This is a genomic window from Pseudomonas sp. G3-19, from assembly GCF_054855875.1.
Genome location: NZ_JBMPIQ010000003.1, coordinates 1,992,005 through 2,017,460, shown reverse-complemented (window position 1 = coordinate 2,017,460; position 25,456 = coordinate 1,992,005). Strand labels below are relative to the sequence as shown.

The window sequence follows — 25,456 nt, the reverse complement described above, 5'->3', positions numbered from 1 at the left end:
CGAACATCACGTTCGAGGCCTTTTCTTTTGCGCTGAAGAATCAGCCGCAGGCTTTCAGGTTTACCGGGCCGACAAATTCATTGCCGCGTCCCATCACGCACGCCACGCTCTGATTGCGTTGACGTTCCCAGTCCTGCACTGGATAAGTTTTGTCCCACGCTTCGTACAGTTGCCGATCCTGTTTCGACAGGCGCAAGCCGTACTGCTTGCTCATGTAGAAATAGGTGCGCGCGATCATGCCGCGAATCGACGGGCGCGGCATGACCTTCTTGGCCTTGAAGTCGACCTGGGTCAGGCACGAGCCGTACTGCCCGGATTGCACCGGCAGCCAGCCATAACTGAAGTTGCTGCGGTCACCGTTGACCTCACCAATGCTCGGCACCAGGTTGTGCAGGTCGGCTTCGGCTTTCTGGTAGCTCGGGTCATAGCGGGTGCAGTTCTTGCGCCCGCCCGACTGCCAGCATTGACGCTGGTGACCGAACTCCCACGCCGGGACGATGTGTTCCCATTCGATGCGTGAAGCACGCTTGGCATTTTTACGTGGTACGTAGCCGCAAGCCTTCAAGTCCACCTTGTTGCCGGTGTACTTGCACCCGCAGTAAAACTCGGTGGACTGCGGTGCATACAGTTTCCAGGCGGCCTTTTTGGCCTCGGTAAAAGTGCGGGGCGCGCCAGCCTGGGCGCCAAAAGCGATGAACAGCAGCAGCAAAGCAAAACAGCGGACACTCATTGAATCAATCTTCCTTCGGCACAACCCAAAAAATCTGCACGCCGCCATCGTCGCGATAGGCGAGTGTGACGTTGTCGTTCTCGTCGATTTCCTCGAGCAGTTGCTCCCATGCATCCACAGGCTCGTCCGGCAGACGGAAGATCAGTGCGGCTTTGGCTTTTTGTGCGGTAGGGGAATTGATGATTTTCTGAACGCGCATGCCCATGCGTTCGTAAGCGTCAGGAGCATCAGGAGAGGTGGCCACGAGGTTATCCTTATTAAGCTGTACGGGCATACAGTATTTAACTGTAAGCATTTTCGCAACTGCTTAAAATTCAAGAAAATCCTCTGACAGCGCTTTTCCGCTTTTGGTGTAAGTCGGGTCGATTATTTTGTATGAAAAAGTCGCGCTCAGCGTAAGTGGCAGCACCACCCGCCGCACGGGCGAGTGGTGAGCAGGTTGCCCGACCCGAAAGGGTCAGGCGAGGGCCAATCAATATTCCCAGAACATCCGCTGCAGTTCTTTGCTGTCGTTGGTTTTGGTCAGGGCGACCATGGCCAGGATGCGGGCCTTTTGCGGGTTCAGGTCGTGAGCGACCACCCAGTCGTACTTGTCGTCAGGTTGTTCGGCGTTACGCAGGACGAAGCCGCCGGCGTTGACGTGGGACGAGCGGATGATCTGCACGCCGTCTTTACGCAGGGCTTGCAGGGATGGCACTACGCGCGAAGACACCGAACCGTTACCGGTACCGGCATGGATGATCGCTTTGGCGCCGGCCTGGGCCAGAGCCTTGTAAGCGGTGTCGTCGACGTTGCCGTAGGAGTAGGCGATTTCTACGTCAGGCAGGCTCTTGATGTTTTTGATGTCGAATTCCGAATCCATGGTGTGACGCTTGGCCGGCAAGCGGAACCAGTAGGATTTGCCTTCAACCACCATGCCCAGCGGACCCCAAGGGCTTTTGAACGCCTCGGTCTTGATGTTGATCATTTTGCTGACGTCGCGACCGGACTGGATCTCGTCGTTCATGGTTACCAGCACGCCTTTGCCGTGCGCTTCTTTGCTGCTGGCGACGGCGACGGCGTTGTACAGGTTGAGCATGCCGTCCGCCGACATGGCGGTGCCCGGACGCATCGAGCCGACCACGATGATCGGCTTGTCGGTTTTTTCCACCAGATTCAGGAAGTACGCGGTTTCTTCCAGGGTGTCGGTGCCGTGGGTGATGACGATGCCATCGACGTCTTTGCTGTCGGCCAGCTCGGATACGCGGCGACCCAGTTGCAGCAGGTTGTCGTTGGTGATGCTTTCCGAAGCGATCTGCATGACTTGTTCGCCACGCACGTTCGCCAGTTTGCTCAGTTCGGGGATGCCGGCGATCAGTTGTTCAATCCCGACTTTGGCCGCTTGATAGGTGGCGCTGTTGGCTGCGCTGGCGCCGGCACCGGCAATGGTGCCGCCCGTGGCAAGCACCACGACGTTGGCGAGTTTGGTCTGGGTTTCGACTTCTTTTGCCTGAAGGGCAGTGGGCAGGAGCAGGAGGAGGGCCAAAGCGCCCGGAACCAAGGTGTTGAAAGCAGATTTCATTATTTTTCTCTCTAGTAGTGAGACGGTGCTGATGCAGGTTCATCTAGATGCGCCCCGTGCCGATCTGAATGCCCGGGGTGCAGGCTAGGGAGCAGGATCTGTACCAGTGCTACTTTGCTTTAGAGAAATGTTTAACCTGATGATTTATATCAATATTTTGTAAGTTGGCGGATTCTTGAGTGAATGGCTTATCCGGGTTTCCGAACAAAGGAAGCTTTCGTGTTCGGTTCACCGAAAGGGACTACACCTCCTGGCGACCGCAACGGCTTGCCGGTTCAGGTTTTCCGCTAAAGAAACCCGTCAGCAGGCCGATGGCTGTGGAAGGAAACGTTTATTTAGGGAGTGCACATGTCACTGACGATCGGTTTTTCAAATCCCGGCTCAGTCACCATTGGCGGTAAAACCGCAGCGACAATCAATGCAATGAACCAGGCGGAAGCAGATGCGGCCGACGAGGCGCTTGGCGTTGAAAAAGAACCGAGCAATCAAGTTCGCACCGGTGGTCCCGCGCAAGAAGCCAGCAAGGCGGATAGCGCTGACAGCGGCGACAGTCTGAGCGTGACCGTAAAAATGTTGCTCAAGCGCATGCAGGAATTGCAGAAGCAACTGCAGGAGCAGCAACAGCAACTGGCGGCGGCTCAGGCGGCGAGCTATCCGACGCCCGAGGCCAAATCACAGGCGGTGATGTCCGTTCAGGGGCAGATCGCGCAAACCAGCGGCGCGCTGATGGAAGTCGCAGCGGCACTGGTCAAGGAAATGTCCAAGGATTCCACCAGCGGCAACCTGGTCAGCACCACGGCTTAAGCGGTAAGGGGTGAATCAGACGATTGCGCCCCGCAATACAACAACGATTTCTGATTGTTGACAAATGTCGGCGGGATTCGCATAGTTCGGTCTACGCAAACGTTTGCGCGGCTTCCCCGGTGCACTATTGTCCGGAAGAGAGCGCTGAAGCTTACGCCAGCGCGAGCGTTGCTCACAATAATCATAAGATCGGAGTGAACCCATGAAGCTGCCATTCGCTGGACGTCTTCTTGCTGTCGCTATGCTGGCTGCCGCAGCCGCCGCACTACCTGTCTCTTCGGCTTTCGCCGAGTCCCCGGAAAAACCTAAAGTCGCACTGGTCATGAAATCCCTGGCCAACGAATTCTTCCTGACCATGGAAGATGGCGCCAAGGCCTACCAGAAAGAACACTCCGCCGATTTCGACCTGATCTCCAACGGCATCAAGGACGAGACCGATACCGCCGGCCAGACCCGCATCGTCGAGCAGATGATTCTGGCCAAGGTCAACGCGCTGGTCATCGCACCGTCCGATTCCAAAGCCATGGTGCCGGTGATCAAGAAAGCCGTCGATGCCGGCATCACTGTGATCAACATCGACAACCAGCTCGATCCGCAGATCGTCAAAAGCAAAAAAATCAGCGTGCCATTCGTCGGCCCGGACAACCGCAAAGGTGCGCGTCTGGTCGGCGAATACCTGGCCAAGCAACTGAAGGCCGGTGACGAGGTCGGCATCATCGAAGGCGTGTCCACCACCACCAACGCCCAGCAACGCACCGCAGGCTTCAAGGATGCGATGGAGGCGGCGCAGATCAAGGTTGTCTCCTTGCAATCCGGTGACTGGGAGATCGACAAGGGCAACAAGGTTGCTGCGTCGATTCTCAGCGAATACCCGGATGTGAAAGCGCTGCTGGCGGGTAACGACAGCATGGCCGTTGGCGCTGTTTCCGCTGTGCGTGCTGCCGGCAAGGCGGGCAAGGTACAAGTGGTCGGTTACGACAACATCAATGCGATCAAGCCGATGCTCAAGGATGGTCGTGTGCTGGCGACGGCCGATCAGTTCGCTGCCAAGCAGGCCGTGTTCGGTATCGAGACTGCGCTGAAAATCCTCAAGGGCGAAAAAGTCGACAGCGGCGTCAATGGCGTGATCGAAACGCCAGTCGAGTTGGTCACTAAGTAAGTCTTCCGGCGACACAACGGCGCTCGTCCGTCCGGACGAGCGCATGGAGAGTTTTTTATGTCAGTTTCCGCCCCGAACGCTGTCCTCTCGGTCAGCGGTATCGGTAAGACCTATGCGCAACCGGTGCTCACGGGCATCGACTTGACGCTGATGCGCGGTGAAGTGCTGGCGCTGACCGGTGAGAATGGCGCCGGTAAAAGCACGCTGTCGAAGATCATTGGGGGGCTGGTTACGCCCACCACCGGTCAGATGCAATTCCAGGGCAAGGACTACCGTCCGGGCAGTCGCACCCAGGCCGAAGAGCTTGGCGTGCGCATGGTCATGCAAGAACTCAATCTGCTGCCGACCCTGTCGGTGGCGGAAAACCTGTTTCTCGACAACCTGCCGAGCAACGGCGGCTGGATCAGTCGCAAGCAATTGCGCAAAGCCGCGATCGAAGCCATGGCGCAGGTCGGCCTCGATGCCATTGACCCGGACACCCTGGTGGGTGAGCTGGGGATCGGGCACCAGCAGATGGTCGAGATCGCACGCAACCTGATCGGCGATTGCCATGTGCTGATCCTTGATGAGCCGACCGCGATGCTCACTGCCCGCGAGGTGGAAATGCTCTTCGAGCAGATCACTCGTTTGCAGGCGCGTGGCGTCTCCATCATCTATATCTCCCACCGTCTCGAAGAGCTGGCGCGCGTCGCGCAGCGCATTGCTGTGCTGCGTGACGGTAATCTGGTCTGCGTCGAGCCGATGGCCAACTACAACAGTGAGCAACTGGTCACCTTGATGGTCGGTCGCGAACTGGGCGAACACATCGACATGGGCCCGCGCAAGATCGGCGCCCCGGCACTGACGGTCCAGGGCCTGACCCGTTCCGACAAGGTGCGCGATGTTTCTTTCGAAGTGCGCGCCGGCGAGATCTTCGGGATTTCCGGGCTGATCGGGGCAGGGCGCACCGAATTGCTGCGACTGATCTTCGGCGCCGATCTGGCCGACAGCGGCACGATTGCGCTGGGTTCGCCGGCGCAGGTGGTCAGTGTGCGTTCGCCGGTTGATGCGGTGAACCATGGCATTGCCTTGATCACCGAAGACCGAAAAGGTGAAGGCCTGCTGCTCAGTCAGTCGATCAGCGCCAACATCGCCCTGGGCAACATGCCGGAGATTTCCAGGGCAGGAATCGTCAATGCCAGCGACGAAATTTCCCTGGCGCAGCGTCAGATCAACGCCATGCGCATCCGCAGTTCCAGCCCAACTCAGTTGGTGTCGGAATTGTCTGGCGGCAACCAGCAGAAAGTGGTGATCGGCCGCTGGCTGGAGCGCGATTGCTCGGTGCTGTTGTTCGACGAGCCGACCCGCGGCATCGATGTCGGTGCCAAGTTCGATATCTACGCCTTGCTGGGCGAGTTGACGCGTCAGGGCAAGGCGCTGGTGGTGGTGTCCAGTGACCTGCGCGAGCTGATGCTGATCTGCGACCGGATTGGTGTGCTGTCGGCAGGGCGTTTGATCGATACCTTCGAGCGCGACAGCTGGACCCAGGATGATTTGCTTGCCGCCGCGTTCGCCGGCTACCAAAAACGTGATGCGTTGCTCAATGAAGCGGCGCCTAGGGATCTCCCATGAAAACTGCATCTTCCGCCGGCAAACGTAGTGGCAATTTCTACGGTCTGGGCACCTATCTGGGCCTGGCCGGGGCCTTGTTGGCGATGGTGGCGCTGTTCTCGATGATGAGCAGCCACTTTCTGTCCTATGACACTTTCAGCACGCTGGCCAACCAGATTCCCGATCTGATGGTGCTGGCGGTGGGCATGACCTTTGTACTGATCATCGGCGGCATCGACCTGTCGGTCGGTTCGGTGCTGGCACTTGCCGCTTCGACAGTCAGCGTGGCGATTCTCGGCTGGGGCTGGAGCGTGTTGCCGGCCGCGTTGCTGGGTATGGCGGTGGCGGCACTGGCGGGAACGGTGACCGGTTCGATCACCGTGGCGTGGCGCATTCCGTCGTTCATCGTTTCGCTCGGTGTGCTGGAAATGGCCCGTGGTCTGGCGTATCAGATGACCGGTTCGCGCACCGCGTACATTGGTGATTCATTTGCCTGGCTGTCGAACCCGATCGCGTTCGGCATTTCGCCGTCGTTCATCATTGCCTTGCTGGTGATATTCATTGCGCAAGCTGTGCTGACCCGCACCGTGTTTGGTCGTTACCTGATCGGTATCGGCACCAATGAGGAAGCTGTGCGGCTGGCCGGGATCAATCCAAAACCGTACAAGATTCTGGTGTTCAGCCTGATGGGGCTGCTCGCGGGTATCGCCGCGCTGTTCCAGATTTCCCGGCTGGAAGCGGCAGACCCGAATGCCGGCTCCGGTCTCGAATTGCAAGTGATCGCCGCCGTGGTGATCGGTGGCACCAGTCTGATGGGTGGCCGTGGTTCGGTGATCAGCACCTTTTTCGGTGTGTTGATCATTTCGGTACTGGCCGCCGGTCTGGCGCAGATTGGCGCGACCGAGCCAACCAAGCGCATCATCACCGGCGCGGTGATTGTCATCGCGGTAGTGCTCGATACCTATCGCAGCCAGCGCGCCAGTCGACGGGGCTAACAGATGGCAACGATCAAGGATGTGGCGGCGCTCGCGGGGATTTCCTACACCACGGTTTCTCACGTGGTGAACAAGACGCGCCCGGTCAGCCAGGAAGTGCGGTTGAAGGTCGAGGCGGCCATCAAAAGCCTCGACTATGTGCCGAGTGCGGTTGCGCGTTCGCTGAAAGCCAAGACCACTGCGACCATTGGCTTATTGGTGCCGAACAGCCTCAACCCGTATTTTGCCGAGTTGGCACGGGGCATCGAGGATTACTGCGAGCGTAACGGCTACTGCGTGATCCTGTGCAATTCTGACGACAACCCGGAAAAACAGCGCAGCTATTTGCGCGTGCTGCTGGAGAAGCGCATTGACGGTCTGATCGTCGCCTCCGCCGGTGGCGATATCGGGCTCGCGCAAGGGCTGGCCGGGGTGAAAACGCCGATGGTCATCGTCGACCGCGGGCTGGATGGCGTCGACGCCGACCTGGTGCGCATCGACCATGAGTATGGCGCTTATCTGGCGACGCGGCATCTGCTGGAGCTGGGCCATCGTGACATCGCCACCATCGGTGGTCCGTCGAGCACTAGCGTGGCGCAAATGCGCCAGGCCGGTTTTTGTCGGGCGCTGCAGGAGGCGGGCATCAAGGTGCGGGCCGAGCGCATGCTGGAAAGCGATTTCACCAGCACTGGCGGTTACAACGCGGCGGCGATCCTGCTTGAAAGCAATCCGCCGAGTGCGATCTTCGCCGGTAACGACATGATCGGGATCGGTGTGCTGCGCGCGGCGGCCGAGCGCAATGTCCGCGTACCGAGCGAGCTGTCGGTGATCGGCTTCGACGATATCCAGATGAGTCGCTACGTGTACCCGGCGCTGACCACCGTTGGCCAGTCGATCCTGCAGTTGGGCGAGATGGCTGCCGAAGTGTTGCTGCGAAGGATTGCTACCCCGAGTCTGGTCACCGATCAACGGATCGTGACCCCGAGTATTGTCTTGCGCGAATCGACTGCGCCGCTGTCCGGCGTATTCACCGAGTACCGCTGAAACCGAATTGACGAGTAGTGATGTATGCCAGCAAATGTAGTGGTAATAGGCAGCCTGAACATGGATCTGGTCACCCGGGCACCACGGCTGCCCAAGGGCGGTGAAACACTGATCGGTCATTCCTTTGCCACCGTGTCCGGCGGCAAGGGCGCCAATCAGGCAGTCGCTGCTGCGCGCCTGGGTGCGCGGGTGGCAATGGTCGGCTGTGTTGGCAACGATGACTACGGCGTGCAATTGCGTGACGCGTTGCTGGCTGAGCAGATCGATTGTCAGGCGGTGAGCACAGTCGAAGATTCCAGTGGCGTGGCGCTGATCGTGGTCGATGACAACAGTCAGAACGCCATCGTGATCGTTGCTGGCGCCAACGGTGCAATGACCCCGGCAGTGATCGACCGTTTTGATGCGGTGCTGCAAGCGGCCGACGTGATTATCTGCCAGCTCGAGATCCCGGATGCAACGGTAGGGCATGCGCTCAAGCGTGCACGTGCGCTGGGTAAAACGGTCATCCTCAATCCGGCGCCGGCCAGTCGTCCGCTACCGGCAGACTGGTTTGCCGCCATCGACTACCTGATCCCCAACGAAAGTGAAGCATCCGCGTTGAGCGGGTTGCCGGTCGATTCGCTGCAAAGCGCAGAAAGCGCTGCCAACCAGTTGATCGCAATGGGCGCGGGCAAGGTCATCATTACCCTCGGTGCGCAAGGTTCACTGTTTGCCAATGGCAAAGGTTTCGAGCACTTCCCGGCGCCAAAGGTGCAGGCGGTCGATACCACCGCCGCGGGCGATACCTTCGTCGGCGGTTTTGCTGCGGCGCTCGCCAGTGGCAAATCCGAGGCCGAGGCGATCCGGTACGGGCAAGTCGCGGCAGCGCTGTCTGTGACCCGGGCCGGCGCACAACCTTCCATTCCAACCATGTCCGACGTACAGGCGTTCAAACCCGCATGAAAAAGACTCCTCTGCTCAACGTCGCGTTGTCGCGGCTGATCGCCTCCCTGGGCCATGGTGACATGGTGGTCATCGGTGACGCCGGACTGCCGGTGCCACCGGGTGTTGAATTGATTGATCTGGCGCTGACCCACGGCGTTCCGGATTTTGTCAGTACCCTGAAAGTCGTGCTCAGCGAGATGCAGGTGGAAAGCCATGTGCTGGCCAACGAAATCCTCGACAAGCAGCCGACCGCCCTGGTCGCGCTGGACGAGTTGCAGGAAGAGGGTGCCCTCGGTCGGCGCGAGCTGCTGACGCATGAGCAATTCAAGGTTCTCAGCCGACAGGCGCGGGCGATTGTTCGTACAGGCGAATGTCAGCCGTACTGCAACATCGTGCTGGTGGCCGGGGTAACGTTCTAATCGGGTTTCCGACCCTTTCATTTTCATCAGCACAAGGAATGCGCCATGCACCGCTATGCTCAAAAACTCCACCAATTGCTTCGGAGTCTGCTGCTTTTGTCTTTTATTACCGCCACCGGCGCTCAGGCTGCTGAAAAGATCGACCTGATCATCGACACCGACCCGGGTGCCGACGACGTAGTCGCTTTGCTGTTCGCCCTGGCTTCGCCGGATGAACTGAACATTCGTGCACTGACCACCGTGGCTGGCAACGTGCGCCTCGACAAGACATCGCGCAACGCGCGCCTGGCTCGAGAATGGGCAGGGCGCGAAGACGTTCCGGTGTATGCCGGTGCGCCGAAACCGCTGATGCGTACGCCGATCTACGCCGAGAACATCCATGGCAAAGAAGGCTTGTCGGGTGTCACCGTGCATGAGCCGAAAAAAGGCCTGGCCGAAGGCAATGCGGTCAACTACCTGATCGACACCCTGAAAAAAGCCAAGCCGCACAGCATCACCATCGCCATGCTTGGCCCGCAGACCAACCTGGCGCTGGCGCTGATCCAGGAGCCGGAGATCGTCAATGGCATCAAGGAAGTGGTGATCATGGGCGGTGCGCACTTCAATGGCGGCAACATCACCCCGGTGGCCGAATTCAACCTGTTCGCCGACCCGCAAGCGGCGGAGGTGGTACTCAAGAGCGGCGTGAAACTGACCTACCTGCCGCTGGACGTGACCCACAAGATCCTCACCAGCGACGCACGCCTGAAACAGATTGCTGCACTGAACAACAACGCAAGCAAGATTGTTGGCGACATCCTCAACGAGTACATCAAGGGTGACATGGAGCATTACGGCATCCCGGGCGGCCCGGTGCATGACGCTACCGTCATCGCTTACCTGCTCAAGCCTGAGCTGTTCACCGGTCGTTCGGTGAACGTTGTGGTGGATAGTCGCGAAGGTCCGACTTTTGGCCAGACCATCGTTGACTGGTATGACGGTCTGAAGGCGCCGAAGAACGCCTTCTGGGTGGAAAATGGGGATGCTCAAGGCTTCTTCGATCTGCTGACCGAGCGTCTGAAGCGCTTGAAGTAAGGCTGTGACCCGCAGGTGCCAGCCTGCGGGTTTTTATTTTCTCTCGGTGTCCTGCGTGTTCTCGCCGTCATGCTGGTACCGCTCGAACACCTGGGCGATAAACGTTTGTGCGCCCTGGGTTCCCATCGTCTTGACCAGCAGATCGATGCTGATCAACGCCAGCTCCTCCGCACTGCCCGGGCTGTACGAGCTGTGCCCCTTCGGCCAATGAACCTTGATGTCGGCGGAGATGCTTACGGTGTTCATGAGTGCGCTCGAAAAGTCGGGAATGTCTGAAAGCGAGTTAACCACTTTGTCGGGCGTTTGGCACTGCGACTTAGGCATGAGCGCGACGCTATGCGACACTTGGTCTTTTCCGGCTGATCCAAGGAATGTGCTGTGCAGATCGATTTGAACACCCCCGATGGCCTGACACTCGACGCTGTGCGCCAGTTGCTGGCGTCGGCCAGCGATGATGTGCACACGCAGCTGCGCGTGACCAAGAGTGGAATTGCCTATATTTCTTCCGGTGTGACCGGCGGGCAGGATATTGATGGCCTGCTGTTTCGCCTGGAGACCTGGGCCAAGGGGTCGGGGTATGTCGGCAAGGTCGCGGCCAGTGATGAAGTCTGGGTGATGCAGATTTTCAATGCGCTGAAAGACAACTGGCCGAATCCGCCGCACGATTACATCGACGTCTATTGAGCTTCATTAATATTCGGTGACGATTGCGTGAGGATGCGGTGCGCGCACTTCAGGCAGACTCAGCGTTTTTCCGGGTCGTGGGGCAGGGTGATGGCACCGGCTGTGAAACCAAACGCCGAATTGGCGGTCGCACGATCTCAGCTTAACCATTTGAAAAAAGGAGGCTTCATGCCTTTGAAGTTCGCGTCTCTGGGTGCACTAATGGCCGTTGCCATGTTGGCCGGTTGCAGCACAACCTCCAGCGAGTCGGCAAAGGATCCTGTGGCGACCGATGCCGGTCATAGCCGCTGTGAAGCAAAGGCAGCGGAGTTTGCCATCGGTAAAAAGGCTTCGCCGGAACTGCTCGATCAGGCTCGCGTCAAGGCTGGCGCGCAAAACGCCCGCTTCCTCAAGCCAACTGACATGATCACTCTGGAGTACCGTTCCGATCGCCTGAATCTGAACACCGACAACAACCTGGTGGTCACTCGCGTCAACTGCGGCTGATCGCAGATCGCTTTTGTTGCAGGCATAAAAAACCCCGTCACATGGACGGGGTTTTTTTAGTGCGCCAGGAAATTACTCTGGGCGAACTTGTGCAGCTTGCATACCCTTTTGGCCTTTCTCAGCCACGAAAGAGACGGTCTGGCCTTCTTTCAGGCTTTTGAAACCGTCGGATTCGATAGCTTTGAAGTGTACGAACAGGTCGTCACCGCCACCTTGAGGAGTGATGAAGCCGAAGCCTTTTTCATCGTTGAACCATTTAACGGTGCCGGTTTGGCGATTAGACATGGTGTATCTCCAAGAAACATATATTTTCAGTAGTACTGTGCTGCTCAGGCCAACTGGGCACACCGGAGTATCATAGTCGAAATGTTCGCTTTGGTAGCCCCCCGGACGTGCTGTTTGCTTTCATATTGCATTGATTTAAACCTCTCAAATGTCTGCAAGCCCCGGTTTCAGTGGCTTTCAGCCGAGTGAAGAGGGTGTAAAAAAAGCTATAAAACCTGCGTAAATTATCGATTTCGGGGTCTTTTGGGCGGTTTTCAGCCTGCTCGGCGCCCGAAAAAACATTCGTCAGCGCTTATTTCTGCACGCGGCAAACCGAGATTTCTTTCAAGGCTCGCTGACCCAGTTCACCACTTGGCGGGGTGTTCTTGTCCATCAGTTGCGCGATCTCTTGCGTGGTGAATTTCTTTTCCAGAACGTCGGCACCGCAAGCGCAATGTTTATTGGCTTCGGCCGGATTGACGCTCTTGCTGGCTGCGGCGGTGCAGTCGTTCATGTATTGGGCTTTGACGCCGGCAGGCCAGGCCGCGTTGGCGCTCAGCGGCAGCAGCAGGGCCAGCGGGGCCGCGAAAGCAAAAAGTCGGATAAGGCGCATGTCGGAAACTCCTTGGGTTGATATCGGCGACGATTCTCAGCTTATTTGAGGCAAAGCGTATATCCCAAGTTCACTTCGCGACGCAAAAATGCGCAAATCAGCAGGACCTCAATTCGATGACGTCGATGACCGCTCATCTGTGCTAGCATGCCGGGCTCAAGCGTTCTCAGGCTCCGGATGGCCTTCAGCCCCGGCAGCGGTCAGCGTGCGAAAAATTCTGATTTGAATCCCAGTCACTCTGGTTCGGTTTTCCGGTTGGCCGCAAGGCTCCTGCCGCTGTAAGGCAGGCGTTCGTCATTGAATGGCCTGGATCGGATCTTGTACTGGCTCATCCCAACCCACGTGACCTTTGGTAGGGGTCACCACTAGGAGAGGAGGCGCCATGCCAACTATTACTCTTCCCGACGGCAGTCAACGTTCATTCGATCACCCGGTTTCCGTAGCCGAGGTCGCCGCATCCATTGGTGCAGGTCTGGCCAAGGCCACCGTGGCCGGCAAGGTCAACGGCAAGCTGGTCGACGCCTGCGACATCATCGACAGCGACGCGACGCTGCAAATCATCACGCCAAAGGATGAAGAGGGGCTGGAGATCATTCGCCACTCTTGCGCGCACCTGGTTGGCCATGCGGTCAAGCAGCTGTACCCGACGGCCAAAATGGTCATCGGTCCGGTCATCGATGAAGGCTTCTATTACGACATCGCCTTCGAGCGTCCTTTTACTCCGGACGACATGGCCGCCATCGAACAGCGCATGCATCAGCTGATCGATAAAGATTACGACGTGATCAAGAAAGTCACTCCGCGCGCCGAAGTGATCGAAGTGTTCAAGGCTCGCGGCGAAGACTACAAGCTGCGTCTGGTCGAGGACATGCCGAACGAACAGGCCATGGGTCTGTACTACCACGAAGAATACGTCGACATGTGCCGCGGTCCGCACGTGCCGAACACTCGCTTCCTGAAATCCTTCAAGCTGACCAAGTTGTCCGGTGCCTACTGGCGCGGTGATGCCAAGAACGAGCAGCTGCAGCGCGTCTACGGCACCGCCTGGGCTGACAAGAAGCAGCTGGCGGCTTACATCCAGCGCATCGAAGAAGCGGAAAAGCGCGATCACCGCAAGATCGGCAAGCGCCTGGGCCTGTTCCACACCCAGGAAGAAGCGCCGGGCATGGTGTTCTGGCACCCGAATGGCTGGACTCTGTACCAGGTGCTCGAGCAGTACATGCGCAAGGTGCAGCGTGACAACGGCTACCTCGAGATCAAGACCCCTCAAGTGGTCGATCGCAGCCTGTGGGAGAAATCCGGGCACTGGGCCAACTACGCCGACAACATGTTCACCACCGAGTCGGAAAGCCGCGACTACGCCATCAAGCCGATGAACTGCCCGTGCCACGTGCAGGTCTTCAACCAGGGCCTGAAGAGCTACCGCGAGCTGCCGATGCGTCTGGCCGAATTCGGTGCCTGCCACCGTAATGAGCCATCGGGCGCGCTGCACGGCATCATGCGTGTGCGTGCGTTCACCCAGGATGACGCCCACATCTTCTGCACTGAAGAGCAGATGCAGGCCGAATCCGCAGCGTTCATCAAGCTGACCATGGACGTTTACCGCGACTTCGGCTTCACCGATGTCGAGATGAAACTGTCCACTCGTCCGGAAAAACGCGTGGGTTCCGACGAGCTGTGGGATCGCGCCGAAGCGGCACTGGCTGCAGCCCTTGATTCCGCGGGTCTGCCATATGATCTGCAGCCGGGTGAAGGTGCGTTCTACGGTCCGAAAATCGAGTTCTCGCTGAAAGATTGCCTCGGTCGCGTCTGGCAGTGTGGTACCTTGCAGCTCGATTTCAACCTGCCTGTCCGTCTGGGCGCCGAATACGTCTCCGAAGACAACAGCCGCAAACACCCAGTGATGCTGCACCGGGCGATCCTCGGTTCGTTCGAGCGTTTCGTCGGGATTCTGATCGAGCATTACGAAGGTGCATTCCCTGCGTGGCTGGCGCCAACCCAGGCAGTGATCATGAATATCACTGATAAACAGGCAGATTTCGTCGCTCAGGTTGAAAAAACTCTCAACGAAAGCGGATTTCGTGCCAAGTCCGACTTGAGAAATGAAAAGATCGGCTTTAAAATCCGCGAGCATACTTTGCTCAAGGTTCCCTATCTTTTGGTTATCGGAGATAAGGAAGTCGAGATGCAGACTGTCGCTGTGCGTACTCGTGAAGGTGCTGACCTGGGCTCGATGCCCGTCGCCCAGTTCGCTGAGTTTCTCGCGCAAGCGGTTTCCCGGCGTGGTCGCCCAGATTCGGAGTAATTATTATTAAGCGTGAAATGAGACAAGATAAACGAGCTGCACCGAAAGCCCCGATCAACGAGAATATCTCGGCACGCGAGGTTCGGTTAATTGGCGCTGATGGCGAGCAGATTGGCATCGTCTCGATTGATGAAGCGCTTCGTATTGCTGAAGAAGCAAAGCTTGATCTGGTAGAAATCTCTGCTGACGCAGTCCCACCGGTTTGCCGGGTGATGGACTACGGCAAATCGATCTTCGAGAAGAAGAAGCAGATTGCAGCAGCGAAGAAAAACCAGAAGCAGATTCAGGTAAAAGAAATCAAGTTTCGTCCAGGGACGGAGGAAGGGGATTACCAGGTAAAACTGCGCAACCTGGTACGTTTCCTGAGTGACGGGGACAGGGCCAAGGTATCCTTGCGATTCCGCGGCCGTGAGATGGCCCACCAGGAGCTGGGGATGGAACTCCTCAAGCGGGTTGAAGCTGACCTGCTCGAGTACGGTTCGGTCGAACAGCATCCTAAGATGGAAGGACGCCAGCTGATCATGGTCATCGCCCCGAAAAAGAAGAAGTAATCAACAGGGCACGGCAGGCCTTCTGATTATGTTTATCAACTGAATGCGGAGTATCCGAACATGCCAAAAATGAAAACCAAAAGTGGTGCTGCTAAGCGGTTTCTGAAAACTGCTAACGGTATCAAGCACAAGCACGCTTTCAAGAGCCACATCCTGACCAAAATGTCGACCAAGCGTAAGCGTCAACTGCGCGGTAGCAGCTTGCTGCATCCGTCTGACGTGGCAAAAGTCGAGCGCATGCTGCGCCTTCGTTAATTTTAGTCAAGAATAGAGGAAGTAACTCATGGCTCGTGTAAAGCGTGGCGTCATTGCCCGTAAGCGTCACAAAAAAATTCTGAAACTTGCTAAAGGCTACTACGGCGCACGCTCCCGCGTATTCCGTGTTGCCAAGCAAGCGGTAATCAAGGCAGGCCAATACGCCTACCGTGACCGTCGTCAGAAAAAACGTCAGTTCCGCGCTCTGTGGATCGCTCGTATCAACGCTGGTGCTCGTGTTAACGGTCTGTCCTACAGCCGTTTCATCGCTGGCCTGAAAAAAGCGTCCATCGAGATCGACCGTAAGGTTCTGGCTGATCTGGCAGTGAACGAAAAAGCGGCGTTTGCTGCGATTGTCGAGAAAGCTAAAGCCACCTTGGCTTAAGTACCCCCGACAGTCACCCGGCCTCACCTCTGTGGGGCCAGGTGTTAAACGTCATAAATAGGGGAAGAGCCTTCAAGCTCTTCCCCTATTTTGTATCTGGAGTCTGTACATGGAAAACCTGGATGCGCTGGTCTCTCAAGCACTAGAGGCTGTGCAAAGCGCTGAAGATATCAATGCCCTGGAGCAAATCCGGGTTCAATACCTTGGCAAAAAGGGTGAATTGACTCAGGTGATGAAGACCCTGGGGAATTTGCCGGCAGAAGAGCGTCCGCAAGTCGGCGCCCTGATCAACGTTGCCAAGGAGCGTGTTACAGGCGTTCTCAATGCGCGCATGGCTCTGTTTGAAGAAGCCGAACTGGCTGCCAAACTGTCTGCCGAATCCATTGACGTGACGTTGCCGGGCCGTGGCCAGACCTCCGGTGGTCTGCATCCTGTGACCCGGACTCTGGAACGAGTCGAGCAGTTCTTCACCCGCATCGGCTACGGCATCGCCGAAGGCCCTGAGGTCGAAGACGACTATCACAACTTCGAAGCGCTCAACATCCCAGGCCACCACCCGGCCCGGTCGATGCATGACACCTTCTATTTCAATGCGAACATGTTGCTGCGCACCCATACCTCGCCGGTACAGGTCCGCACCATGGAGTCCAAGCAGCCGCCGATCCGCATCGTCTGCCCAGGCCGTGTGTATCGCAGCGACTCGGATATCACCCACTCGCCGATGTTCCACCAGGTCGAAGGCCTGCTGGTCGATCGCGACATCAATTTCGCCGACCTCAAAGGCACCATCGAAGAATTCCTGCGGGTGTTCTTCGAAAAAGAGCTGGCCGTTCGTTTCCGTCCTTCGTACTTCCCGTTCACCGAGCCATCCGCTGAAGTCGACATGGAATGCGTGATGTGCAGCGGTAAAGGCTGCCGCGTCTGCAAGCAGACCGGCTGGCTGGAAGTCATGGGCTGCGGCATGGTGCACCCGAACGTGCTGCGCATGTCCGGCATCGATCCGGAAGAGTTCTCCGGTTTTGCCTTCGGCATGGGTGTCGAGCGTCTGGCAATGCTCCGTTACGGCGTGAACGACTTGCGTCTGTTCTTCGACAACGACTTGCGGTTCCTCGCGCAATTTCGCTAGTCGTAACGAATTCTTAGGAGAGCAGGATGAAATTCAGTGAACAATGGCTGCGTGGCTGGGTTAGCCCGCAGGTAAGTCGCGACGAGCTGGTTGCTCGTCTGTCGATGGCGGGTCTGGAGGTCGATAGCGTGACCCCGGCCGCCGGTGTATTCAGCGGCGTGGTGGTGGGCGAGGTGCTGAGCACCGAGCAGCACCCTGATGCCGACAAGTTGCGTGTGTGCCAGGTCAGCAATGGCGCGGAAACCTTCCAGGTCGTGTGCGGTGCGCCAAACGTGCGTCCGGGCCTGAAGATTCCGTTCGCCATGATCGGTGCCGAACTGCCGGGCGACTTCAAGATCAAGAAGGCCAAGCTGCGTGGCGTCGAGTCCAACGGCATGCTCTGCTCGCAAGCCGAGCTGCAGGTCGGTGAAGGCAACGACGGTCTGATGGAACTGCCGGCCGATGCGCCGGTGGGCGAAGATTTCCGTGTGTACCTGGATCTGGAAGATGCCAGCATCGAGGTCGACCTGACCCCGAACCGTGGCGACTGCCTGTCGCTGGCCGGTCTGGCCCGTGAAGTGGGTGCGCTGTACGACACGCCGGTCACTCGCCCGGTGGTCATGACCATTCCGGCTATGCACGACGAAGTGCGTCCGGTAGAAGTGCTGGCGCCTGCCGCCTGCCCGCGTTACCTGGGTCGTGTCATCCGTAACGTTGATCTGTCCAAACCAACCCCGCTGTGGATGGTTGAACGTCTGCGCCGCGCCGATGTGCGCAGCATCGACGCTGCCGTCGACATCACCAACTACGTGATGCTTGAGCTGGGTCAGCCACTGCACGCTTTCGATCTCGCCGAAATCAATGGCGGCATCCGCGTGCGTATGGCGGAGGAGGGTGAGAAGCTGGTTTTGCTCGACGGTCAGGAAGTCAGCCTGCGTAGCGATACCCTGGTGATTGCCGACCACACCCGCGCTCTGGCGATTGCCGGCGTAATGGGTGGCGAGCACAGCGGTGTGTCCGCAACCACTCGCGACGTTTTCCTGGAAAGTGCCTTCTTCGATCAGATCGCTGTGGCGGGCAAGGCTCGTTCCTACGGCCTGCACACCGACGCCTCGCACCGTTACGAGCGTGGCGTGGACTGGCAACTGGCCCGTGAAGCCATGGAGCGCGCCACTGGCCTGCTGCTGGAAATTACCGGTGGTGAAGCCGGCCCGATCATCGAGACCGTCAGCGAACAGCACCTGCCATCGATCGCGCCGATCACCCTGCGTGCGCAGCGCATCACCCAGATGCTGGGGATGGAAATGGATTCGGCGCAGGTCGAGCGTCTGCTCAGCGCCTTGGGTCTGAAGATTTCCGCTGACGGCGCAGGGCAGTGGCGCGTAGAAGTGCCAAGTCACCGCTTCGACATCAGTCTGGAAGTCGATCTGATCGAAGAGCTGGCGCGTCTGTACGGCTATAACCGTCTGCCGGTTCGTTACCCGCAAGCGCGTCTGGCGCCGCAAGCGAAGGCTGAAGCACGCAGCGAATTGCCTGAGCTGCGTCGTCTGCTGGTAGCCCGTGGTTATCAGGAAGCGATCACTTACAGCTTCATCGATCCGAAACAGTTCGAACTGTTCAACCCGGGCGTTGAGCCGCTGTTGCTGGCCAACCCGATTTCCAATGATATGGCTGCCATGCGTTCCTCGCTGTGGCCGGGCCTGGTCAAGGCGTTGCAGCACAACCTGAACCGCCAGCAGGATCGCGTGCGTCTGTTCGAAAGCGGTCTGCGCTTCGTCGGTCAGCTGGAAGGTCTGAAGCAAGAACCGATGCTGTCGGGTGTTGTTTGCGGCAGCCGTCTGCCGGAAGGTTGGGCGCAGGGTCGCGACACCGTCGATTTCTTCGACGTGAAGGCTGATGTTGAAGCGGTGTTGGGCTTTGCCGGTGCACTGGATACCTTCACTTTCACTCCGGGTAAACACCCAGCGCTGCACCCGGGGCAAACCGCGCGCATCGAACGTGACGGGCGTGAAGTCGGCTTTATCGGTGCGATTCACCCGGAGCTGTCCAAGGCCCTGGGTCTGGATCGTCCGGTCTTCGTCTTCGAGCTGGTTCTGGCTGAAGTCGCTTCCGGAAAAATGCCGCAATTCCATGAGTTGTCGCGTTTTCCTGAAGTGCGTCGTGACCTTGCACTGATCGCGCACAAAGACGTCGCGGCCTCGGCTGTACTGGACGTAATCCGTGAAAATGCAGGCGAATGGCTCACGGATCTCAGGCTGTTTGACGTGTATCAGGGTAAAGGTATTGATCCTGATAGAAAAAGCCTTGCAGTTGGCTTGACCTGGCAGCATCCATCGCGCACTCTTAATGACGATGAGGTGAATTCGACGACGCAAAATATCCTCACCTCGCTCGAACAAAGGTTGAACGCCACGTTAAGGAAGTGACGTATGGGGGCTTTGACGAAAGCTGAGATGGCGGAACGTCTGTATGAAGAGCTGGGCCTGAACAAGCGGGAAGCCAAGGAATTGGTTGAACTGTTTTTTGAGGAAATCAGGCACGCTCTTGAAGACAACGAGCAGGTCAAATTGTCCGGTTTCGGCAATTTCGACCTTCGGGACAAACGCCAGCGGCCTGGCCGCAACCCGAAAACGGGGGAAGAAATCCCGATCACGGCTCGCCGTGTGGTCACCTTTCGTCCAGGGCAGAAGTTGAAGGCCCGAGTTGAGGCTTATGCTGGAACCAAGTCATAACGACGAACTACCCGTCATCCCGGGCAAACGCTACTTCACCATTGGTGAAGTCAGCGAGCTGTGTGCGGTAAAACCACACGTGCTGCGCTACTGGGAGCAGGAGTTTCCTCAACTCAACCCCGTCAAACGCCGCGGAAACCGCCGGTATTATCAGCGCCAGGATGTGCTGATGATCCGGCAAATCCGCGCGCTCCTTTACGATCAGGGATTCACCATCGGCGGCGCGCGTCTGCGCTTGTCCGGTGATGAAGCCAAAGACGACACCACCCAATACAAGCAAATGATCCGCCAGATGATCGCTGAGCTTGAAGATGTACTGGTGGTGCTCAAGAAATAAAAAGCTGCGTTTGAATACTTCCAGTTTTCAAAAGCTTGCGATATATTCTTGAGCGCTCTTCGAGACGAGGGGCGGGTTTCAAACCAGTCGGGGCGTAGCGCAGTCCGGTAGCGCACTAGCATGGGGTGCTAGGGGTCGAGTGTTCGAATCACTCCGTCCCGACCATATTTTTCAATGACTTAGCCCAACTCTAACCAGCTGGGCTTTTTCATGCGTAGGGAGTTTTTCGGGACTTCATCTAAGCCGATCATCCAGATCGGCTTTTTTGTGCCTTCGCAAAACCCGCGCAAAAAAGGTCGCTGGATGAAAAGTTTGGATCACTTGATAGACAAGCGGGATCCGGCTGCGCAGCCATTTGATGTCGGGTTGATACTCTGCCAGCCAGGGCTGAAGATGCTCGCTCAGATACACGAATGAAGTGCAGGCCACATCTTTTTCGTCATGGGTTCCTAAGAAAATGGATAAGTTATCTCGCTTGAACTCGCTTTTGATTCAGCACAATGCGGTCGTTTCGCTGAATATCGAAATTCAAGACTTCAAGTACAACCTGGCCTTGACGATGTCGTCGCTCGATGACGCAGCAGAAAGCGCGATCACTATAAATTTTCAGGATGTCAGTGCGCTTGATCTAAGTGGCTTTGGTGGCGGGCTGACTCAATTCATGGAGCTCGTCGTTACCCGAATCGATCGTGGGCTCGACAGGATCAGATATGAATTAAAAGACGTAGAGGACGAGAAAATATCGTTCTACTTCTTTACCTTCAGTGAGCCTATTCATTCGGAGCAATCTTGTGGGTTTGATTGACCGCACTCCCCTGAAGCGCCATTAAATATTGGCGATCGGTTGCCGATACTCCGGTATCTAAATTCCGATCGAGCGAAGGCGCATGGACATCAGCAATACCAGCAGTGAATATCAAAAGCCGAAAAATCTCGCAGGGCTGGGCCGTCGCTGGGGTGGGCAGATCATCGATACGTTGATCACCTACTTTTTGATCCTCTTCGTAGGACGGCTGGCGGAGTTTATTGGTTTGCCGCCAAATGCGGTGGCTGTCCTGGCTCTTGGTACGGGTGTGGCGTATTACCTGTTTTCCGATGCAATGCCCAACGGCCAAAGCCTGGGTAAAAAGCTGCTGGGGATGTCGGTGATTGATGAGCGTAGCTACTTGAACTGCAATCTGTATCAATCGTTCATACGCAATATCACAACGCCGTTTCTGAACATCCTCGACTGGATTTTTATCTTCTTTGGCTCGCGCAAACGCCTGGGCGACATGCTTGCGTCAACAATTGTGATTCGTGTCAGGTGAGTCAAGTGGGGCGACGGCAGTCGCCCAAGTGTTAAGGTTTCGAATCTTGCTGAATATCCTCCGAGTCACTGGAGGTTGCGGCGTCCTTCTGCGTTTCTTGCGGTTCGGCGCCGGAGTTTGAGCCTGACGCTTCTTCGCCTTTTTTATTGGCTTTTTCCTCGTTGGACTCTGAGCTTTGCGCCTGATTTGTGCCGGAGGAGGCCGTCGGTGTTGCTGCCGAACTGGTCTGCGTGAAAAGCGAGCCAGTCAACAGCAGGCTTGCAAGCGTCAGGGTTGCAATCGACTTGTTCATGATCTGAGTCTTCCGCGCGATGGGGGTAACTCTTTGGAGGCATGAACAGGCCTAAGGTGCTGGTCGTTGGACGAGCGGTAACGTCACAGATACCCGGCGCAATGTGAAAGTAGAAGGATTTCTACCAAGCCGACCACAAACATGACCGCGACAAAGCGTCGCGAAAACACCGCGCTATATTTTGCGGCTTTGCAAGTCGGCCCATTCAATCCCGAAGCGGCTCAGGTATTTTCTCAAGCGATCTGCATCATTCGGCTGCGCCTTGGCCTGGCGCGATACGCCGAACAGTCTGCGTCCGGCATCCGACAGACTGTCCGCTTGCCGACATACTTCAATTACCGCCTTCAATTGCAATCGATCAAACAGGTCGAGGCTATCGGCGTCTCCCGGGAGGTCATCCGACACGCCGTCCGCTTGCGCCAGTCCCCACGCATAACGCAGTCGATCAATTTCTTCCTGCACTTGCGCCTCATCAATTCGTCCGCTGTCCGCCAGCGTGGCCATCCGGGTAATCGACGCTGACAGTTCGCGAAAGTTGCCCAGCCATGCTGCTTCCCGAGAGCTGGCGAAGGCGAGGTAGCGTCGGCGCGCTTCGAGGTTGAAGCGCACCAGTTGGCCGTGATCGCGAGCGTGACGTTCGAGCTCGAAATCGATGTTGGGCTCGATGTCTTCGCGGCGGCCGGCCAGGCCGGGCAAGTCAAATGTCCAGAGGTTGATGCGTGCGTACAGATCCTCGCGGAACAGGCCTTCGGCGACGCGGCTGCGCAGATCGCGGTGAGTACCGGCGATGATCAGGAAGTCGCTATCGACCTCCTTGTCGGAGCCGAGCGGAAAGAAGCGCTTTTCTTCGATCGCCTTGAGCAGCATCGCCTGTTCGTCCGCGCCCAGCTCACCGATTTCATCGAGAAACAACATGCCGCCGTCCGCTGCCCGTAGCAGGCCGTCGCGGGCGTTCTGCGCGCCGGTGAATGCGCCTTTGACGTGACCGAACAAAGCCGACATCGCACCGTCGCCCCGCAGGGTGGCGCAGTTCACCTCAACAAACCGGCCCTGCATTTGATGGCGGCTGCGTTTGAGTTCATAGATGCGTCGGGCGAGAAACGATTTGCCGGCGCCGGTCGGGCCGATCAGCAGCATGGGCGCCTTGGAGCGCACGGCCACGCGTTCAATCTGTTCGATGGAGCGGTTGAACGCCGCGTTACGGGTGGCGATGCCGGACTTCAAGAACTCCAGGCCTTCGAGGCGTTTGTTGGCGAAGCGCGAGGCGATGCGGTCATAGCGCGACAGGTCGAGGTCGATCAGGGCGTGGGTGCCGGTGGCTTGTTCATCTTCGCTTTTGCGTCGGGCGGGGGAGGTCTGTATCAGGCGTGCCGGCAAATAGCGTGCTTCGGTCAGCAGGAACCAGCAAATCTGCGCGACGTGAGTGCCGGTGGTGATGTGAACCAGATAGTCCTCGTGCTCGGTATCGAAGCTGTAGGCCGTCGTGAAGTCATGCAGCGCGCCGTAGACCTCTTCGAAATCCCACGGATTGCGCAGTGCCATGGGGTGCAGGTGGACTTCGGTTTCCGGCGAGACCTGCTGGATATCAGCGCGAACCCGTTCAGCGAGGCTGATGTCGCGTGCGTCGATACCGTGAATCAGTTCCAGGCGATGGATCAGCACGTCCGGTTGCTGGCACAGGCCAACGCTCGGTCGCCAGTGGCTCCAGCGATTGGCGCCCTTGCCAACGCGATCCAGCGTGGCGCCGATAAAACCGATCGCGACAGTACGTTTGTTGGGCATGCCTATCTCAAAAGATAAATGACGATATCAAATGATAGGTTTCTCACGCGGGGTTTGTCTTCGGTTCAGCTAAAAAAAATCGATAAAAAATAAAAAACTATATAAATCAATAAGATAGAAAATAAATTCTGTACCTTTCAAAAACTGGCACAGCCGCTGCAATACCTATCGCAACGAACAGGACAACACAGCGAGACGCCACGATGGCCAACTTCAAACTCTTCAACACGCAATCGAAACAGCTGCCAGCCTGCGACACTTTGAATGCCTCCGGTGCCTCGGCGTATGCCTACACCCCGAAGCATCAACTGGCTCAACTGGCGGTCACCGGTTGCCTGAACCAGACGTTTTACGCCAGTGCAGAGAGTCAACTGGATCAAGTATTGAAGCTGGTGGCTGAACTCGACAGCCGTTTCGTGGCGAAGGCTGCTGTCTACGCTCGCCATAAGGGCCACATGAAAGACATGCCGGCGTTGTTGCTGGCGGCGTTGACGGCGAACCGTTCGACGCTGGTGCCTGAGGTGTTTGAACAAGTGATCGACAGCGGCAAGATGTTGCGCAACTACGTGCAGATCCTGCGCAGTGGCGCCACCGGGCGCAAATCCCTCGGTTCGCAACCCAAGCGTCTGGTGCAGAACTGGCTGAACCGCGCGACCGAACGTCAACTGCTGCAAGCGTCGATTGGCAACCAGCCATCGCTGGCGGACGTGGTGAAGATGGTTCACCCAAAGCCGGCTGAGGCCTGGCGCGAAGCGTTCTTCGCCTGGCTGATCGGCAAACCGGTGGATGTGCAGGCATTGCCCGAGTTGACCCGTGATTTGCTGGCATTTCGCAGCGGCGCGAGTCATCAAGTACCCGCGGTACCGTTCCAACTGCTCGGCAACGAAACCCTGAGCAAAGAGCAATGGGCTGCGCAGGCTTACAACATGGGCTGGCAGGGATTGCGCATCAACCTCAACACCCTGGCGCGGCATGGCGCGTTCGAGGTTCCGGGTTGCGTCGAGTACGTGGCCGCGCGACTTGCAGATCCGCAAGAAGTGGCCAAGGCGCGGGTTTATCCATACCAGTTGCTGGCGGCCTATCGGATGGTTGGCGATAACGTACCGCTGCAGATCCGCGAGGCGTTGCAGGATGCACTTGAGCTGTCGCTGGCCAACGTGCCGAAGCTGGAAGGCGCGGTGGTGGTTTGCCCGGACGTATCGGGTTCAATGGGCAGCCCGGCGACCGGTTATCGTCAGGGTGCAACCACCGCAGTGCGTTGCATTGATGTGGCGGCACTGGTCGCGGCAGCGGTGTTGCGCAAACAGCCGGCGGCGCGGGTGATGCCGTTCGAAGTGAAGGTGGTGGATATCAAGCTCAATCCACGGGACAGCGTGATCAGCAATGCGGAGAAACTGGCCGCGGCCTTTGGCGGCGGCACCAACTGCTCGGCGCCATTGAAGAAACTGGCGGACAGCAAGGCCAGGGTCGATACGCTGATTCTGGTATCGGACAACGAGTCCTGGATCGACACGCGGCGCCGTGGTGCCAGTGAGACCATGCTCCAGTGGGAGCGCATCAAGCGGATCAACCCGCAGGCACGGCTGGTGTGCATCGATATCCAGCCGGGTTATGCAACGCAGGCAGCCGACCGCGATGACATCCTGAATGTCGGCGGTTTCAGCGATGCAGTGTTCGATGTGGTCGAGCAGTTCACCAGCGGTCGTTACGGTGCCCAGCACTGGGTCGAAGCGATCGAGAAGATGCAATGAATTGATTTGTCACAGGCGCTGAATGCCGGTGGGACTACATCCAAGACGTCTCATCAAACCCTTGTCAGCGTGAGTGACGGCACGAATGCCTGATGGCTGTACATCTGAGGCCGGTTAACCCCGGTGCGCGGCGACGCGCAACAGTCATCAACTTTTGTCGTGCCACCTTATTGAAAAAGAAGGCAGCGAATGCAACAGGTACTCCATCGGAACGCGGGTTCGAATCCCGCCCCGGCAACGGGGGCTCGACTGGCAGAGCCACAGTGTCTGTTTTTTTGTCGCTGCACATGACGGAACAACGCCGAATCATCGGCCAACGAATAAA

At 57.6% G+C, this 25,456-nt stretch carries 29 protein-coding genes and 1 tRNA gene; 22 read left to right on the top strand and 8 right to left on the bottom strand.

Translation table 11 applies throughout. The features are described 5' to 3' along the window. Positions 1–40 precede the first annotated feature (40 nt). The 3 genes from ACOYXI_RS09220 to ACOYXI_RS09210 all read right to left on the bottom strand — a co-directional run bounded on the left by ACOYXI_RS09220 (position 41) and on the right by ACOYXI_RS09210 (position 2,291). Positions 41–730: an endonuclease gene (locus ACOYXI_RS09220; RefSeq protein ID WP_003226397.1), complete on the bottom strand. Its 690-nt coding sequence runs from the start codon at positions 728–730 to the stop codon at positions 41–43. Positions 731–734: 4 nt separating this feature from the next. After that, positions 735–1,004: a DUF1654 domain-containing protein gene (locus tag ACOYXI_RS09215; protein WP_371917862.1), complete on the bottom strand. Its 270-nt coding sequence runs from the start codon at positions 1,002–1,004 to the stop codon at positions 735–737. Between the two features lie 198 nt (positions 1,005–1,202). Further along, complete coding sequence (locus tag ACOYXI_RS09210) at positions 1,203–2,291, bottom strand: asparaginase (protein ID WP_027611548.1); 1,089 nt, start codon at positions 2,289–2,291, stop codon at positions 1,203–1,205. Between the two features lie 348 nt (positions 2,292–2,639). Between ACOYXI_RS09210 and ACOYXI_RS09205 the strand changes: the two genes are divergently transcribed. The 8 genes from ACOYXI_RS09205 (at position 2,640) to ACOYXI_RS09170 (ending at position 10,279) form a co-directional block, all read left to right on the top strand. Beyond that, complete coding sequence (locus ACOYXI_RS09205) at positions 2,640–3,095, top strand: hypothetical protein (protein WP_027611549.1); 456 nt, start codon at positions 2,640–2,642, stop codon at positions 3,093–3,095. Positions 3,096–3,297: 202 nt separating this feature from the next. Beyond that, a complete protein-coding gene (locus ACOYXI_RS09200; RefSeq protein WP_461674764.1) occupies positions 3,298–4,254 on the top strand; it encodes a substrate-binding domain-containing protein in 957 nt (318 codons plus the stop codon). A 57-nt stretch (positions 4,255–4,311) separates the two neighbouring features. Next, the gene (locus ACOYXI_RS09195; protein ID WP_098964633.1) at positions 4,312–5,865 is read left to right on the top strand and encodes a sugar ABC transporter ATP-binding protein; all 1,554 of its coding nucleotides are present in this window, start codon (positions 4,312–4,314) and stop codon (positions 5,863–5,865) included. Then, positions 5,862–6,839, top strand: a complete 978-nt coding sequence (locus ACOYXI_RS09190) for an ABC transporter permease (protein WP_007961238.1) — start codon at positions 5,862–5,864, stop codon at positions 6,837–6,839. The genes ACOYXI_RS09195 and ACOYXI_RS09190 overlap by 4 nt, the downstream gene beginning before the upstream one ends. Positions 6,840–6,842: 3 nt before the next feature. Continuing rightward, positions 6,843–7,862 (top strand): LacI family DNA-binding transcriptional regulator, encoded by a 1,020-nt coding sequence (locus ACOYXI_RS09185; protein ID WP_027611551.1) that lies wholly within the window; start codon positions 6,843–6,845, stop codon positions 7,860–7,862. A 24-nt stretch (positions 7,863–7,886) separates the two neighbouring features. Next, positions 7,887–8,804 carry a ribokinase gene (gene rbsK, locus ACOYXI_RS09180; RefSeq protein ID WP_223007847.1) on the top strand — a complete coding sequence of 306 codons (918 nt, stop codon included), beginning with the start codon at positions 7,887–7,889 and terminating at the stop codon, positions 8,802–8,804. Further along, the gene (gene rbsD / locus ACOYXI_RS09175; protein WP_098964629.1) at positions 8,801–9,205 is read left to right on the top strand and encodes a D-ribose pyranase; all 405 of its coding nucleotides are present in this window, start codon (positions 8,801–8,803) and stop codon (positions 9,203–9,205) included. Before rbsK ends, rbsD begins: the two co-directional genes overlap by 4 nt. 45 nt (positions 9,206–9,250) lie before the next feature. Continuing rightward, on the top strand, positions 9,251–10,279 hold the full coding sequence (locus tag ACOYXI_RS09170; protein WP_096796176.1) for a nucleoside hydrolase: 1,029 nt from the start codon (positions 9,251–9,253) through the stop codon (positions 10,277–10,279). A 33-nt stretch (positions 10,280–10,312) separates the two neighbouring features. On the opposite strand, the gene ACOYXI_RS09165 is transcribed toward ACOYXI_RS09170, so the two are convergent. Next, a complete protein-coding gene (locus ACOYXI_RS09165) occupies positions 10,313–10,525 on the bottom strand; it encodes a hypothetical protein (RefSeq protein WP_096796226.1) in 213 nt (70 codons plus the stop codon). 132 nt (positions 10,526–10,657) lie between these two features. On the opposite strand from ACOYXI_RS09165, the gene ACOYXI_RS09160 reads away from it, so the two are divergent. Both ACOYXI_RS09160 and ACOYXI_RS09155 read left to right on the top strand, forming a co-directional pair. Beyond that, on the top strand, positions 10,658–10,963 hold the full coding sequence (locus tag ACOYXI_RS09160) for a hypothetical protein (RefSeq protein ID WP_098964626.1): 306 nt from the start codon (positions 10,658–10,660) through the stop codon (positions 10,961–10,963). Positions 10,964–11,131: 168 nt separating this feature from the next. After that, positions 11,132–11,449, top strand: a complete 318-nt coding sequence (locus ACOYXI_RS09155; RefSeq protein ID WP_098964624.1) for an I78 family peptidase inhibitor — start codon at positions 11,132–11,134, stop codon at positions 11,447–11,449. Positions 11,450–11,521: 72 nt separating this feature from the next. On the opposite strand, the gene ACOYXI_RS09150 is transcribed toward ACOYXI_RS09155, so the two are convergent. Both ACOYXI_RS09150 and ACOYXI_RS09145 read right to left on the bottom strand, forming a co-directional pair. Further along, positions 11,522–11,734, bottom strand: coding sequence for a cold-shock protein (locus ACOYXI_RS09150; RefSeq protein ID WP_003179963.1), 213 nt, complete (start codon positions 11,732–11,734; stop codon positions 11,522–11,524). 292 nt (positions 11,735–12,026) lie between these two features. Then, complete coding sequence (locus ACOYXI_RS09145; protein WP_003226370.1) at positions 12,027–12,326, bottom strand: hypothetical protein; 300 nt, start codon at positions 12,324–12,326, stop codon at positions 12,027–12,029. 382 nt (positions 12,327–12,708) lie between these two features. Between ACOYXI_RS09145 and thrS the strand changes: the two genes are divergently transcribed. From thrS to ACOYXI_RS09090, 11 genes are all read left to right on the top strand, one after another. Next, on the top strand, positions 12,709–14,631 hold the full coding sequence (gene thrS / locus ACOYXI_RS09140) for a threonine--tRNA ligase (RefSeq protein WP_007961251.1): 1,923 nt from the start codon (positions 12,709–12,711) through the stop codon (positions 14,629–14,631). Then, entirely contained in the window at positions 14,631–15,182 is a 552-nt protein-coding gene (infC, locus tag ACOYXI_RS09135; RefSeq protein ID WP_170929410.1) for a translation initiation factor IF-3, read from the top strand. The genes thrS and infC overlap by 1 nt, the downstream gene beginning before the upstream one ends. Positions 15,183–15,242: 60 nt before the next feature. Beyond that, positions 15,243–15,437 carry a 50S ribosomal protein L35 gene (gene rpmI / locus ACOYXI_RS09130; RefSeq protein ID WP_002553160.1) on the top strand — a complete coding sequence of 65 codons (195 nt, stop codon included), beginning with the start codon at positions 15,243–15,245 and terminating at the stop codon, positions 15,435–15,437. Positions 15,438–15,465: 28 nt separating this feature from the next. Continuing rightward, positions 15,466–15,822, top strand: a complete 357-nt coding sequence (gene rplT, locus ACOYXI_RS09125) for a 50S ribosomal protein L20 (protein ID WP_002553161.1) — start codon at positions 15,466–15,468, stop codon at positions 15,820–15,822. Positions 15,823–15,931: 109 nt separating this feature from the next. After that, positions 15,932–16,948: a phenylalanine--tRNA ligase subunit alpha gene (gene pheS / locus ACOYXI_RS09120; protein ID WP_003226365.1), complete on the top strand. Its 1,017-nt coding sequence runs from the start codon at positions 15,932–15,934 to the stop codon at positions 16,946–16,948. Positions 16,949–16,974: 26 nt separating this feature from the next. Further along, positions 16,975–19,353 (top strand): phenylalanine--tRNA ligase subunit beta, encoded by a 2,379-nt coding sequence (gene pheT, locus ACOYXI_RS09115; RefSeq protein WP_461674763.1) that lies wholly within the window; start codon positions 16,975–16,977, stop codon positions 19,351–19,353. 3 nt (positions 19,354–19,356) lie between these two features. After that, the gene (gene ihfA, locus ACOYXI_RS09110; protein ID WP_002553164.1) at positions 19,357–19,659 is read left to right on the top strand and encodes an integration host factor subunit alpha; all 303 of its coding nucleotides are present in this window, start codon (positions 19,357–19,359) and stop codon (positions 19,657–19,659) included. Beyond that, the gene (locus ACOYXI_RS09105; RefSeq protein ID WP_003179985.1) at positions 19,640–19,996 is read left to right on the top strand and encodes a MerR family transcriptional regulator; all 357 of its coding nucleotides are present in this window, start codon (positions 19,640–19,642) and stop codon (positions 19,994–19,996) included. Before ihfA ends, ACOYXI_RS09105 begins: the two co-directional genes overlap by 20 nt. Positions 19,997–20,084: 88 nt before the next feature. Next, positions 20,085–20,161: transfer RNA gene (locus ACOYXI_RS09100), tRNA-Pro, on the top strand. Positions 20,162–20,453: 292 nt separating this feature from the next. Further along, complete coding sequence (locus ACOYXI_RS09095; RefSeq protein WP_098964618.1) at positions 20,454–20,801, top strand: hypothetical protein; 348 nt, start codon at positions 20,454–20,456, stop codon at positions 20,799–20,801. 82 nt (positions 20,802–20,883) lie between these two features. Continuing rightward, positions 20,884–21,306, top strand: coding sequence for an RDD family protein (locus ACOYXI_RS09090; protein ID WP_134786808.1), 423 nt, complete (start codon positions 20,884–20,886; stop codon positions 21,304–21,306). 31 nt (positions 21,307–21,337) lie between these two features. Here ACOYXI_RS09090 and ACOYXI_RS09085 read toward each other — a convergent pair whose 3' ends face one another. Both ACOYXI_RS09085 and rtcR read right to left on the bottom strand, forming a co-directional pair. Next, positions 21,338–21,598 (bottom strand): hypothetical protein, encoded by a 261-nt coding sequence (locus ACOYXI_RS09085; protein ID WP_027611570.1) that lies wholly within the window; start codon positions 21,596–21,598, stop codon positions 21,338–21,340. 174 nt (positions 21,599–21,772) lie between these two features. Further along, positions 21,773–23,380 carry an RNA repair transcriptional activator RtcR gene (gene rtcR, locus ACOYXI_RS09080; RefSeq protein WP_461674762.1) on the bottom strand — a complete coding sequence of 536 codons (1,608 nt, stop codon included), beginning with the start codon at positions 23,378–23,380 and terminating at the stop codon, positions 21,773–21,775. 203 nt (positions 23,381–23,583) lie between these two features. Here rtcR and ACOYXI_RS09075 point away from each other — a divergent pair, with 203 nt between their 5' ends. Continuing rightward, a complete protein-coding gene (locus tag ACOYXI_RS09075) occupies positions 23,584–25,131 on the top strand; it encodes an RNA-binding protein (protein ID WP_461674761.1) in 1,548 nt (515 codons plus the stop codon). Positions 25,132–25,456 lie beyond the last annotated feature (325 nt).

What these genes read in the sequence shown, in the direction of transcription:
- rplT (WP_002553161.1), top strand. Translation starts at nt 15,466, where the DNA reads ATGGCTCGTGTAAAGCGTGGCGTCATTGCCCGTAAGCGTCACAAAAAA.
- pheT (WP_461674763.1), top strand. Translation starts at nt 16,975, where the DNA reads ATGAAATTCAGTGAACAATGGCTGCGTGGCTGGGTTAGCCCGCAGGTA.
- ACOYXI_RS09090 (WP_134786808.1), top strand. Translation starts at nt 20,884, where the DNA reads ATGGACATCAGCAATACCAGCAGTGAATATCAAAAGCCGAAAAATCTC.
- ihfA (WP_002553164.1), top strand. Translation starts at nt 19,357, where the DNA reads ATGGGGGCTTTGACGAAAGCTGAGATGGCGGAACGTCTGTATGAAGAG.
- ACOYXI_RS09185 (WP_027611551.1), top strand. Translation starts at nt 6,843, where the DNA reads ATGGCAACGATCAAGGATGTGGCGGCGCTCGCGGGGATTTCCTACACC.
- pheS (WP_003226365.1), top strand. Translation starts at nt 15,932, where the DNA reads ATGGAAAACCTGGATGCGCTGGTCTCTCAAGCACTAGAGGCTGTGCAA.
- ACOYXI_RS09220 (WP_003226397.1), bottom strand. Translation starts at nt 730, where the DNA reads ATGAGTGTCCGCTGTTTTGCTTTGCTGCTGCTGTTCATCGCTTTTGGC.
- ACOYXI_RS09095 (WP_098964618.1), top strand. Translation starts at nt 20,454, where the DNA reads ATGGATAAGTTATCTCGCTTGAACTCGCTTTTGATTCAGCACAATGCG.
- ACOYXI_RS09200 (WP_461674764.1), top strand. Translation starts at nt 3,298, where the DNA reads ATGAAGCTGCCATTCGCTGGACGTCTTCTTGCTGTCGCTATGCTGGCT.
- ACOYXI_RS09210 (WP_027611548.1), bottom strand. Translation starts at nt 2,291, where the DNA reads ATGAAATCTGCTTTCAACACCTTGGTTCCGGGCGCTTTGGCCCTCCTC.
- rbsK (WP_223007847.1), top strand. Translation starts at nt 7,887, where the DNA reads ATGCCAGCAAATGTAGTGGTAATAGGCAGCCTGAACATGGATCTGGTC.
- ACOYXI_RS09085 (WP_027611570.1), bottom strand. Translation starts at nt 21,598, where the DNA reads ATGAACAAGTCGATTGCAACCCTGACGCTTGCAAGCCTGCTGTTGACT.
- thrS (WP_007961251.1), top strand. Translation starts at nt 12,709, where the DNA reads ATGCCAACTATTACTCTTCCCGACGGCAGTCAACGTTCATTCGATCAC.
- ACOYXI_RS09170 (WP_096796176.1), top strand. Translation starts at nt 9,251, where the DNA reads ATGCACCGCTATGCTCAAAAACTCCACCAATTGCTTCGGAGTCTGCTG.
- ACOYXI_RS09075 (WP_461674761.1), top strand. Translation starts at nt 23,584, where the DNA reads ATGGCCAACTTCAAACTCTTCAACACGCAATCGAAACAGCTGCCAGCC.
- ACOYXI_RS09150 (WP_003179963.1), bottom strand. Translation starts at nt 11,734, where the DNA reads ATGTCTAATCGCCAAACCGGCACCGTTAAATGGTTCAACGATGAAAAA.
- ACOYXI_RS09195 (WP_098964633.1), top strand. Translation starts at nt 4,312, where the DNA reads ATGTCAGTTTCCGCCCCGAACGCTGTCCTCTCGGTCAGCGGTATCGGT.
- ACOYXI_RS09165 (WP_096796226.1), bottom strand. Translation starts at nt 10,525, where the DNA reads ATGAACACCGTAAGCATCTCCGCCGACATCAAGGTTCATTGGCCGAAG.
- ACOYXI_RS09215 (WP_371917862.1), bottom strand. Translation starts at nt 1,004, where the DNA reads ATGCCCGTACAGCTTAATAAGGATAACCTCGTGGCCACCTCTCCTGAT.
- ACOYXI_RS09190 (WP_007961238.1), top strand. Translation starts at nt 5,862, where the DNA reads ATGAAAACTGCATCTTCCGCCGGCAAACGTAGTGGCAATTTCTACGGT.
- ACOYXI_RS09155 (WP_098964624.1), top strand. Translation starts at nt 11,132, where the DNA reads ATGCCTTTGAAGTTCGCGTCTCTGGGTGCACTAATGGCCGTTGCCATG.
- ACOYXI_RS09205 (WP_027611549.1), top strand. Translation starts at nt 2,640, where the DNA reads ATGTCACTGACGATCGGTTTTTCAAATCCCGGCTCAGTCACCATTGGC.
- rbsD (WP_098964629.1), top strand. Translation starts at nt 8,801, where the DNA reads ATGAAAAAGACTCCTCTGCTCAACGTCGCGTTGTCGCGGCTGATCGCC.
- ACOYXI_RS09145 (WP_003226370.1), bottom strand. Translation starts at nt 12,326, where the DNA reads ATGCGCCTTATCCGACTTTTTGCTTTCGCGGCCCCGCTGGCCCTGCTG.
- rtcR (WP_461674762.1), bottom strand. Translation starts at nt 23,380, where the DNA reads ATGCCCAACAAACGTACTGTCGCGATCGGTTTTATCGGCGCCACGCTG.
- ACOYXI_RS09105 (WP_003179985.1), top strand. Translation starts at nt 19,640, where the DNA reads ATGCTGGAACCAAGTCATAACGACGAACTACCCGTCATCCCGGGCAAA.
- rpmI (WP_002553160.1), top strand. Translation starts at nt 15,243, where the DNA reads ATGCCAAAAATGAAAACCAAAAGTGGTGCTGCTAAGCGGTTTCTGAAA.